The 9,734-nt window shown below is 68.0% G+C and carries 11 protein-coding genes; 5 read left to right on the forward strand and 6 right to left on the reverse strand.

The features are described from left to right. Positions 1-87 precede the first annotated feature (87 nt). The 3 genes from RH90_RS00170 to RH90_RS00180 are packed head-to-tail and all read right to left on the reverse strand — an operon-like array spanning position 88 to position 1,474. A complete protein-coding gene (locus RH90_RS00170) occupies positions 88-555 on the reverse strand; it encodes a RidA family protein (RefSeq protein WP_010183131.1) in 468 nt (155 codons plus the stop codon). Then, positions 552-1,196: a hypothetical protein gene (locus tag RH90_RS00175; protein WP_010183133.1), complete on the reverse strand. Its 645-nt coding sequence runs from the start codon at positions 1,194-1,196 to the stop codon at positions 552-554. Before RH90_RS00175 ends, RH90_RS00170 begins: the two co-directional genes overlap by 4 nt. Next, a complete protein-coding gene (locus RH90_RS00180; RefSeq protein ID WP_010183134.1) occupies positions 1,193-1,474 on the reverse strand; it encodes a DUF3572 domain-containing protein in 282 nt (93 codons plus the stop codon). Before RH90_RS00180 ends, RH90_RS00175 begins: the two co-directional genes overlap by 4 nt. Positions 1,475-1,510: 36 nt before the next feature. On the opposite strand from RH90_RS00180, the gene RH90_RS00185 reads away from it, so the two are divergent. After that, positions 1,511-1,873 carry a response regulator gene (locus tag RH90_RS00185; protein WP_010183135.1) on the forward strand — a complete coding sequence of 121 codons (363 nt, stop codon included), beginning with the start codon at positions 1,511-1,513 and terminating at the stop codon, positions 1,871-1,873. A gap of 194 nt (positions 1,874-2,067) precedes the next feature. Here RH90_RS00185 and rpmG read toward each other — a convergent pair whose 3' ends face one another. Further along, positions 2,068-2,235: a 50S ribosomal protein L33 gene (gene rpmG, locus RH90_RS00190; RefSeq protein ID WP_010162189.1), complete on the reverse strand. Its 168-nt coding sequence runs from the start codon at positions 2,233-2,235 to the stop codon at positions 2,068-2,070. Between the two features lie 259 nt (positions 2,236-2,494). Here rpmG and RH90_RS00195 point away from each other — a divergent pair, with 259 nt between their 5' ends. Both RH90_RS00195 and RH90_RS00200 read left to right on the forward strand, forming a co-directional pair. Next, positions 2,495-3,058, forward strand: coding sequence for a TMEM165/GDT1 family protein (locus RH90_RS00195; protein WP_029624905.1), 564 nt, complete (start codon positions 2,495-2,497; stop codon positions 3,056-3,058). 100 nt (positions 3,059-3,158) lie between these two features. After that, a complete protein-coding gene (locus tag RH90_RS00200) occupies positions 3,159-3,650 on the forward strand; it encodes a Dps family protein (RefSeq protein WP_010183137.1) in 492 nt (163 codons plus the stop codon). A gap of 212 nt (positions 3,651-3,862) precedes the next feature. Here the strand turns inward: RH90_RS00200 and RH90_RS00205 are convergent, their stop codons facing one another. After that, positions 3,863-7,258 (reverse strand): error-prone DNA polymerase, encoded by a 3,396-nt coding sequence (locus RH90_RS00205; protein WP_010183139.1) that lies wholly within the window; start codon positions 7,256-7,258, stop codon positions 3,863-3,865. A gap of 57 nt (positions 7,259-7,315) precedes the next feature. Between RH90_RS00205 and RH90_RS00210 the strand changes: the two genes are divergently transcribed. Both RH90_RS00210 and RH90_RS00215 read left to right on the forward strand, forming a co-directional pair. Next, positions 7,316-7,597: a type II toxin-antitoxin system Phd/YefM family antitoxin gene (locus RH90_RS00210; RefSeq protein ID WP_010183140.1), complete on the forward strand. Its 282-nt coding sequence runs from the start codon at positions 7,316-7,318 to the stop codon at positions 7,595-7,597. After that, entirely contained in the window at positions 7,594-7,998 is a 405-nt protein-coding gene (locus tag RH90_RS00215; RefSeq protein ID WP_010183141.1) for a type II toxin-antitoxin system VapC family toxin, read from the forward strand. The genes RH90_RS00210 and RH90_RS00215 overlap by 4 nt, the downstream gene beginning before the upstream one ends. 8 nt (positions 7,999-8,006) lie before the next feature. Here RH90_RS00215 and RH90_RS00220 read toward each other — a convergent pair whose 3' ends face one another. After that, positions 8,007-9,734 (reverse strand): Y-family DNA polymerase, encoded by a 1,728-nt coding sequence (locus RH90_RS00220; protein ID WP_232280272.1) that lies wholly within the window; start codon positions 9,732-9,734, stop codon positions 8,007-8,009.

Here is a 9,734-nt window from a genome sequence, read left to right on the forward strand (position 1 = left end):
AAGCGCAGCGCCCTGCTGGAGAGGTGCCGCTTCCCTCCCCCTCCGGCGCCTTTGGCGCCACCTCCCCCTGGCGGGGGAGGATTTTAATTACAGCGTGGAGATCTGCACGATCGCATCGACCTCGACCGCAGCACCAAGCGGGAGCGCGCTGACGCCGACCGCGCTGCGGGCATGCTTGCCGGCTTCGCCGAACAGCTCGACCATCAGGTCCGAAGCGCCGTTGGCGACCTTGGGCTGATCGGTGAAATCGGCGGTCGAATTGACGAACACGCCGAGCTTGACGATCCGCTCGACGCGGTGGAGCCCGCCGAGCGCCGCCTTGATCTGCGCGACGAGCATCAGCCCGCACGCCTGCGCCGCCTTCTGCCCGGCCTCGAGATCGACGCCGTCACCGAGGCGCCCGGTGACGAGCGTACCGTCGATGAACGGCAACTGCCCCGAGATATGCAGCAGCCCGTGCGCGTCGACCGCGGGGACATAGGAGGCGACGGGGGCGGCAGGGGCGGGGAGCGTCAGGCCGAGGTCGGCGAGCTTGCGGTCGATACGGTCGGTCATGCGGAGGTCCTTTCGGGGGTGGGGGTGGCCGGCACGCCGGCGGTGAAACGGTCGGCGATCCACGCCTGCGCGGCCTGCCAGTCATCGATCCGGACATGCGCGTCGGGCGCGGGCGCGACCTGCGGGGCGAGATCGGGTTCCGACACCATGTGCAGCCGGAACACGCCGGGCGCATGCTTGGCGACCGAGGCGTGATGCACCGCGAGATCGTCGACGAACACCGTCACGGGATCGCCGAATTCGGCGACCAGCCGCGCGACGGGGTCGCCCTTGCCGCCCTGATTGGTCTCGACGCGGTACGGCATGTCGTGGCCGAGCAATTGCGCGATGCGGGGCTCGCGGTTGGCGTCGGTGAGGTTGGTGAGGATCACCACGTCGGCGATTTCCGACAAAGCCGCGAGCGCTTCGCGCGCGTGCGGCACGAGCGTCTGGCGGCCCATTTCGGCGGGGAAGAAGCCGTGGAGCAACTCCCACATCTCGTCCTGCGTCGGCTTGGGGCCGCCGTCGCGGCGCGTCATCGCCGCGAAATCGCCGCTCTCGTGCGCGAAGTCGATATCGTGCGTCTCGCGCAGCCACACGCCGAAGTGCCGCACCATGTGCAGCAGCACCTCGTCGCAATCGCAGATCAGCAGGCCCTTCATTCGTAATACTCCGGATCGAGCGCGGCACGCGCGGCGACGATCGCCTCGGGCCGCTCGCCGATCCCCTCGGCACAGGCGAGCAGATCGGGTTCGTAATTTTCGAGAAAACCGAGCACGGCTGACAGCACGGTGGGCTCGCTGGCGCGGGCGCGCAGGTCGTCGGGGGTGAGGCCGGTCGTGTCTAGCAAGCGCTGCGCGCGATCGTCGTCGCCGAGCGTCCAGACGAGCGCGTTGAGCGCGATGTGCATCGGGTCCGGATTTGTCAGTGCGCTGCGCATTGGGTAGGACGTCCCATGGACCAAGGAATGGCGGGCGTGGCAAAAAGGGTGCTCGTTGTCGAGGACAACGAACTCAACCTCAAACTTTTCTGCGACCTTCTGCGCGCGCACGAATATGCGACCGAAGGCGTGCGCGACGGGCGCGAGGCGGTGGTCCGCGCGCGCGCCTTTGCGCCCGATCTGATCGTGATGGATATCCAGCTGCCGCACGTCAGCGGCTATGAGCTGATCCAGCAGTTGAAGGCCGATGCGACGCTCCGCGCGATTCCGATCATGGCGGTGACCGCTTATGCCGGGCGCGAGGATGAGGAGCGGATCCGCGCGGTGGGGGCGGATGCGTACGTGTCGAAGCCGATCTCGCTGATGCGCTTCGTCGATTCGGTCGCGGCGTTGCTGTGAGCCGCTAAGTCGGGCCACGCCTTAAACACCCCCGTCACCCTCGCGAAAGCGAGGGTCCCGCTTGTTCTTCCAGGGCAGGGCCAGGCAGCGGGATTCCCGCTTTCGCGGGAATGACGGGCGGAGAGCACGCGAAAAAGGCCGCCGGGCATATGCCCGCGGCCCTGATCGTCGCAACCAGCCTTGCGGCCAGCGGCTTACTTGATCTTGGCTTCCTTGAACTCGACATGCTTGCGCACGACCGGATCGTACTTCGAGAAGCTCAGCTTCTCGGTCTTGGTGCGCGGGTTCTTCTTGGTGGTGTAGAAGAAGCCGGTGTCCGCCGTGCTGACGAGCTTGATCTTGACCGTGGTCGGCTTTGCCATGACCTGAATTCCTGTGATCTGAAAATGCAAAAGCGGCGGACGTGCCACCGCTTGAAGCGCCGTCCGATGGCGGAACGGGCCGTGGATGTCAAGCGCGCGCAGCGATTCGCGCGCGGTTAAACCGGCCTTTATCCTTTGCGCATAGCCTGTCGCACGAAGGGATAGGCGCGTATGCACCCGGCATGTGGGGCAATCGATCGGGGCGGACAAGCAGGCGGCGTGCGAGTCGTGCGATTCGTACGCCGGGACGGCTGAGCGCATGGACGCGCTGATGGCCGCGCTCGTCGCGGCGCTGTTCACCCAGGCGAGCGATCGCACGCCGTGGACCGCGGCTTTGCTCGGCGACCGCTATGCGAGCAAGGCGGCGGTGATCGCCGCGACCACGCTGGCGATCGCGCTCGGCAATGCGCTCGGCGTGGTCGGCGGGGTGATCGTCGCGCCGCTGCTGTCGCCCAATGCGCGCGACCTGTTGCTGGCGTTCGCGTTGCTCTCCGCCGGCGCGTCGGGCTGCTGGCCGCCCAAGCCGCCCAAGCTGCGCGACTGGCGGCTCGGCACGTTCGGGACGAGTCTCGTCGCGGTCGGCCTGCTCGGTTTCGGCGATCGCACGCAATTCATCACCGCCGCGCTCGCCGCGCGCAGCACGACGCCGGCGCTCGCCGCGGTTGGAGCGACACTCGGCGCGATGGTCGTGCTCGTGCCGGCGATCCTGCTGGGGACGCGCGGTTTGCGGAAACTCCCGACCGCCGCGCTGCGGCTCGGCGCGTCGGTCGGCCTGCTGATTTTCGGCGCCATCCAAGGGCTCGGCGCACTGCGGCTGATCTAACGCGGCGATCGGTCTGATCGCATTTTTGCCTGCGCGGGTCGGGAGCCATTGCCCTAAACGATCGTTGCTGCATCGAATCAATTTTTCAGGAGTGCATCCCATGGTTGCCAAGGCGCTGAACACCCCGACCGACCTGCAGAGCAACGCGACCAAGACCGTCGCCGAGGCGCTCAACGGCATCCTCGCCGATTCGTTCGCTCTGTTCTTCAAGACCAAGAATTTCCACTGGCACATGTCGGGCCCGCATTTCCGCGACTATCATCTGCTGCTCGACGAGCAGGCGGCGCAAATCTTCGCCGGCACCGACGATATCGCCGAGCGCGTCCGCAAGACCGGCAACACCACGCTGCGCTCGATCGGCGACATCGCGCGCCATCAGACGATCAAGGACAATGACGCCGAGTTCGTCGCGCCGGCCGCGATGCTGAGCGAACTCCGCGACGACAATCTCAAGCTGGTCGAGGCGCTGCGCGAAGCCAAGGACATTGCCGACGAAGCCAAGGACAATGCGACGAGCGCGATGATCGACAATTGGACCGACGATGCCGAGCGCCGGGCGTGGTTCCTGTTCGAGACCGGCAAGACCGCCTGACGTTCGTTGTACGACTCCTCTCCCTGGAAGGGAGGGGCTGGGGGCCGCGGCCTAGGGCGGGCGTTGACCTCTCCACGGGCCGACCCACCCCCGACCAGCGTCGGGTCGGTCATGCCCCCGGCATGACCTGACCAGCGCGGGGCGCTGGTCACCCGACGCTCTTCCAGGGAGGGGAGGCGGAATACGGCGAGGTCGATCCAGATGGTCCGGCACTAGTGGAAGTCGTGGCTACGGACCGGAATAAGGTCCGCATCCTCCTTGTGCACTACCCGCGGCGGCCAACTCTCCAGCGCGCGCTGCGCCGGCGGTTTCCAATCCGGCTTGCGGTCGCGCGGGTCGATCGTCCCGCCATGCGTCGCGCCGTCGCCCGGCATGGTGAGCCGCGGCAGATCGATATCGCCGATCTGGCGGAGCATCCCGGTCAGATCGATGATGCGATCGGCGATGACGTGGATCGTCCCGCTCTCGCTCTGCACGCGCCCGCTGATGCCGAGCATCGCCGCGCCCATCACGACGCGGCGCTGCGCCTCGAACCGGTCGGGCCAGAGGATCGCATTGGCGATCCCGGTCTCGTCCTCGAGCGTGACGAACACGACACCCTTCGCGCTCCCCGGCCGCTGCCGCACCAGGATCAGCCCGGCGACTTCGACGCGGCTGCCGTCCTTCATCCCACGCAGATCGCCGCAGCGCGTGACGCGCCGGTGGTTTAGCTCGTCGCGCAGGAAGCTCAGCGGATGCGCGCGCAGCGACATCTGCGTGGCGCGATAATCCTCGACCACTTCGCGCCCGGCGGTGAGCGCCTTGAGCGTGACGCTTGGCTCGGTCGGCGATTCGATCGCGGCGAACAGCGGGAGCGGCTTCTGCCCGAGCGCCTTGACCTCCCACAGCGCCTTGCGGCGATCGATCCCGAAGCCGTGAAAGCCATCGGCCTGCGCGATCTTCTCGAGCGTCAGCAGCGACACGCCCGCGCGGCGCCAGACATCCTCGATCGACGCGAACGGCCGGTCGCCGCGCGCGATGAGGATGCGGCCGGCCTCCGCGCCGGAGATGCCGAGGATGATGCGCAGGCCGAGGCGAAGGGGCAATTTCTCCCCTCCCGCTTGCGGGAGGGGCTGGGGGTGGGCTCGCGCTCCATTGCAAGCGGTACCGTGTGATACGCCTGTCGCGCCCACCCCTCGGTCCCCTCCCGCAAGCGGGAGGGGAGGAAGAAGGATCGTGTCCCATTCGCTGCGGTTGACGCACACCGGTTCGATCCGCACCCCATGCTCGCGCGCATCGCGCACGATCTGCGCTGGCGCGTAGAACCCCATCGGCTGCGCGTTGAGCAGTGCCGCGCAGAACACATCCGGATGATGGCACTTCATCCAGCTCGACGCATAGGCGATCTTGGCGAAACTCGCGGCATGGCTCTCGGGAAAGCCATAGCTGCCGAACCCCTCGATCTGCTTGACCAGCCGCTCGGCGAAATCGAGCGAAATGCCGTTGCCGAGCATGCCGTTGATCAACTTGTCGCGAAATTCCCCGACCCCACCGGTCATCTTGAAAGTCGCCATCGCACGCCGCAGCCGATCGGCCTCGCCCGGCGTGAACCCCGCCCCGACGATCGCGACGAGCATCGCCTGCTCCTGGAACAACGGCACGCCGAGCGTCTTCTTGAGCACGCCTTCGAGCGCGGCATTGGGATATTCGATCTTCTCCTTCTGCTCGCGCCGCTTGAGATAGGGGTGAACCATGTCGCCCTGGATCGGCCCGGGCCGGACGATCGCGACCTGGATCGCGATGTCGTAGAATTCCTTGGGCTTCATCCGCGGCAGCATCGACATCTGCGCACGGCTCTCGATCTGGAAGGTGCCGAGCGTGTCGGCCTGCTGGATCATCGCATAGGTGGCGGGGTCGTCGATCTGCAGCTCGGGGCTGTCGAGCCGGATATCGACGCCCTTATGCTCGCGCAGCAGGTCGAAGCTGCGCCGCATGCACCCCAACATTCCGAGCCCGAGGATATCGACCTTCATCAGCCCGATTTCCTCGATGTCGAGCTTCTCCCATTCGACCACGCGGCGATCGATCATCGCGGCGGGCTCGACCGGCACGAGTTCATCGAGCCGGTCGTGCGAGAGCACGAAGCCGCCGGGATGCTGCGACAGATGCCGCGGCGTGCCGATCAATTGCGTTGCGAGCTCGAGCGTCAACGCAAGCCGCGGCTCGGTGGCATCGAGATTGAGCGCCTCGACATGTTCGAGCGGAACGCCGTCGTTCGACCAGCCCCATACTTGCGCGGCGAGCGCCGCGGTCATGTCCTCGGGCAGCCCGAGCGCCTTGCCGACCTCGCGCACCGCGCCGCGCGAGCGATAGCGGCTGACGACCGCGGTCAGCGCGGCATGGTGCTGGCCATAGGTCTCGTAGATCCACTGGATCACGTCCTCGCGCCGCTCATGCTCGAAATCGACGTCGATATCGGGCGGTTCGCGCCGCTCGGTCGAGATGAAGCGCTCGAACAGAAGCGTGTGAACGATCGGGTCGATCGAGGTGATGCCGAGCACGAAGCAGATCACCGAATTCGCCGCCGATCCGCGCCCCTGGCACAATATGCCCTGGCTGCGCGCGAAGCGGACGATCGAATTGACGGTGAGGAAATAGGGCGCGTAGCCCATCGTCTCGACCAGCCCGAGTTCGTGCTCGAGCAGCTTGGTGTATTCGCTCGGCGGCGCGCCCTGGAAGCGGTCGGACAGTGCATCGCGCGCCATCGTCGCGAGCGCGTCCTGCGGGGTGCGCTGGCTGATCACGACTTCGTCGGGATAGCGATATTGCTCCTTCAATTCGCGCAGCGAGAAGGTGCAGCGCTCGACGATCGCCTCGGCCGCGGCGAGCGCGCGCGGATGGTGCTTGAAGCGCCGCGCCATTTCGGCGGGGCCCTTGAGGTGCCGGTCGGCGCTGCGTTCGCGCGCATGGCCGAGGTCGTCGATCGTGCAGCGGTGGCGGATCGCGGTGACGACGTCCTGCAGCATCCGGCGCTGCGGCACGTCATAGAGCACGTCGCCGGTGGCGAGCGGGGTCAGGCCGTAATGCTGCGCCTGCGCGTCGAGGCTGTGGAGCCGCTGCGCATCGCCGGGGCGGCGGTGCTGCGTCAGGCAGAGATGGCCGCGGCTGCCGAACACGTCGGCCATCCAGCGCAATGCCTCGGCATCCTCGGCATAGGTTTCGGTCAGGCCGGGCACGAGCGCGGCGACGAGCCCCTCGGCATGGTGCGCAAGATCCTCCCAATGCAGGAAGCATTGCCCCTTCTCGCCCTTTTGCGGATCGGCGCGGCCCTTGCCGAGCGTCAGCAGCCGGGTGAGCCGGCTCCACGCGGCGCGATCTTCGGGCCAGACCAGCACCGATGTCCCGTCGACCAGATCGAGCCTGCACCCCGCGACGAGCCGTATCGGGCGGATCGCCGACAGCTCCTCGGTCGCGACGAGCGCACGCACCACGCCACCAACCGAGTTGCGATCGGTCACGCCGATCGCCGGCATGTCTTCGAGCACGGCCGCCTTGACGAGATCCTCGGGCGACGATGCGCCGCGCAGGAAGCTGTAATGCGTCGTCACCTGCAGTTCGCACCAGCTCATTGCCCGAATCCGGCGAAGTGACTATAACACGTGACCAGTTCGGCAGGAGCGACGCAGATGACCAAGATGATCGGCGCGGCGGAATTCAAGGCGAAGTGCCTGGCGATCCTCGACGAGGTCCAGGCCAGCGGCGAATCGATCACCATCACCAAGCGCGGCAAGCCGGTCGCGACGGTGTCGGCGGTGGCCGAAAAGACCGCCCCCGTCGCGCGCTTCGGCATGATGAAGGGGTCCATCACGATCTTGGGGGACATTGTCAGCCCGATCGACCCCGATTGGGAAGCGAAGTGGGAGAGCAAATGGGCCGAACGGTTGCGGGATGACGGTCCCGCACGGTGATCCTGCTCGATACGCATACCCTGATCTGGTTTGCGAGTGGCGCCAGCGACCTTGGACCCAAAGCGCTGCGTCACATTGAAGGCCAGCCCGATCGACGCATGTCGGCGATGGTCGCCTGGGAGCTGGCAATGCTGCTCGACAAGCGGCGTATCGCGCTCGGAAGTCCGCTGGAGACGTGGCTTGCCGAAGTCATGCGGACTTTCGAGATTGTCGAAGTACCGGTCACCAGCGCGATCGGTTGCGATGCGGGCGGACTGAAAGGCAATATCCACGGCGATCCATGCGACCGCATCATGATCGCAACGGCGCGCGCGCTGGGGTGTCCGCTCGTCACATCCGATGCGGCTATTCTGCGGTATGCGGCCGGCGGTCATCTCACGGCGATCGACGCGCGCCGCTGAGCGCCCGCTCATCCGAACGATCCGTGCATGAACCAGGCAAGGTCGCCCGTCTCGCCGCGCTCGCCATCGCCGCGGCGGAACAGCCAGAAGCGGTGGCCGGCCTCGTCCTCGACCTGGAAATAGTCGCGCACGCTGTGGCGCTCGGTCCCGCGCTTCCACCATTCGCCGAGGATCCGCTCGGGGCCATCGGCGCGCACCACGCGGTGCGCCATGCCGCGCCAGGTGAAGCGCTTGGGCGGCTGGTCGGGCATCTCTGCCAGCACATGGTCGAGCAGTTCGGGGCGATGGAGGAGGCGCACCGGGCGCGGCCAGCGCGAGTCCCACGGGTGGAGCACGACCGAGCGATCGAGCTGGCGGACATCGTCGGGCTTGAGCTTGGCCGCAGCACGCTCGGGCGGGTCGAGCGGCGGGGCGGCGGCGATCGAGCGTTCGGGCACGTCGCTCTCGACCGGCACGGTGCGCCACAGCGCGTGGCTGCCGATGCGGTTGGCGAGCGTGTCGATCAGCGGCGCGAGATCTGGCGCCTGGTCCTCGAGCGTCTCGGCAAACGCCTCGGCGCCGAGCGGATCGGCGCGGCGGACATGGAGCGCGAGCGCGTCGATGCCATAGCCCGGCGCGATCTCCTCGATCCGCCGCAGCGTCAGGCGCAGCAGATGCGCGCCGTCGCGCGTCGGGCGGGCGAGGCCGATGCGCAGGCGTTGCGGCACCCCGTCGATCCGGTCGGCGACGAGCTCGACAGCGCGCGCGCCGAGGCCCGCTTCGCCGAGCGCGGTGACGAGTCGCGGCATCAGCTGGCCGAGCCAATGTTCGATCGCCTCTGCGGTGGCGATCGGTTCGGCGAAGCGTTGCACCACGCCGATCGGCTCGGGCACGGGAACGGGGTCGAGCGGTTCGGGGAGGCGGCCGGTCGCCTGGTCGAGCCGCGCGACGAGCGCACCGCCGAAGCGCCGTGCGAGCGGCGCGCGCGGGAGCGTGGCGAGCTGGCCGATCGTCTCGATGCCGAGCCGCTTGAGCAGCTCGATCGCGCGACTGTCGAGCCTGAGCGCGCGGGTGGGGAGGGGGCCGAGCGCGTCGATATGGGCGGCGGGCGCGCACACCAACACGCCGTCATCCCCGCGAAAGCGGGGATCCCGCTTCTGTCCGACCTTAGAAGAAGAAGCGGGGCCCCCGCTTTCGCGGGGGTGACGGGGAGGGGGGGCCGGCGAAACCGCAAACCGCGCCAGCGCCCACGCCGCGCCCGGCGTATCCGCCACCGCGACGCGCGCGGTGAAGCCGAGCCGCGCGAGAATCCGCACGATCCGCCGCGCCATCCGCGCCTCGCCGCCGAACAGATGCGCGACGCCGCTGATATCGAGGAACAACCCGTCCTCGCCCGACGCCATCACCACCGGACACCAGCGCCGCGCCGCAAGCGTCGCCAGCCGCAGCAACGCGGCGCGGTCGCCGTCCGGGTCGGCCGGGCGGATGTCGAGCTCGGGCACCAGCGCGCGCGCCTGCGTCACCGCCATGCCGGGCGCGAGCCCGAGCGCGCGCGCGGCGGGGCAGGCGGCGGCGATGACGAGCTTGTTGCCGGACTGGAGCGATGTGATGCGGGGCAGAGGGGGCGGTTTTGCCATACCGTCTTTCGTCACCCCGTCTTTTGTCATCCCCCCGGCCTGCTTCGTCACCCCGGCCTTGTGCCGGGGTCCACCCGTCACCGCATCCTGCCGCCCGAGCGGAGGCGTGGACCCCGGCAC

Source organism: Sphingomonas sp. PAMC 26605, assembly GCF_000241485.1.
GTDB lineage: Bacteria > Pseudomonadota > Alphaproteobacteria > Sphingomonadales > Sphingomonadaceae > Sphingomonas.

Bases quoted from the DNA above. Each gene is read 5' to 3' on its own strand.
- RH90_RS00170 (WP_010183131.1), bottom strand. From the start codon at position 555: ATGACCGACCGTATCGACCGCAAGCTCGCCGACCTCGGCCTGACGCTC.
- RH90_RS00175 (WP_010183133.1), bottom strand. From the start codon at position 1,196: ATGAAGGGCCTGCTGATCTGCGATTGCGACGAGGTGCTGCTGCACATG.
- RH90_RS00180 (WP_010183134.1), bottom strand. From the start codon at position 1,474: ATGCGCAGCGCACTGACAAATCCGGACCCGATGCACATCGCGCTCAAC.
- rpmG (WP_010162189.1), bottom strand. From the start codon at position 2,235: ATGGCAAAGCCGACCACGGTCAAGATCAAGCTCGTCAGCACGGCGGAC.
- RH90_RS00195 (WP_029624905.1), top strand. From the start codon at position 2,495: ATGGACGCGCTGATGGCCGCGCTCGTCGCGGCGCTGTTCACCCAGGCG.
- RH90_RS00200 (WP_010183137.1), top strand. From the start codon at position 3,159: ATGGTTGCCAAGGCGCTGAACACCCCGACCGACCTGCAGAGCAACGCG.
- RH90_RS00205 (WP_010183139.1), bottom strand. From the start codon at position 7,258: ATGAGCTGGTGCGAACTGCAGGTGACGACGCATTACAGCTTCCTGCGC.
- RH90_RS00210 (WP_010183140.1), top strand. From the start codon at position 7,316: ATGACCAAGATGATCGGCGCGGCGGAATTCAAGGCGAAGTGCCTGGCG.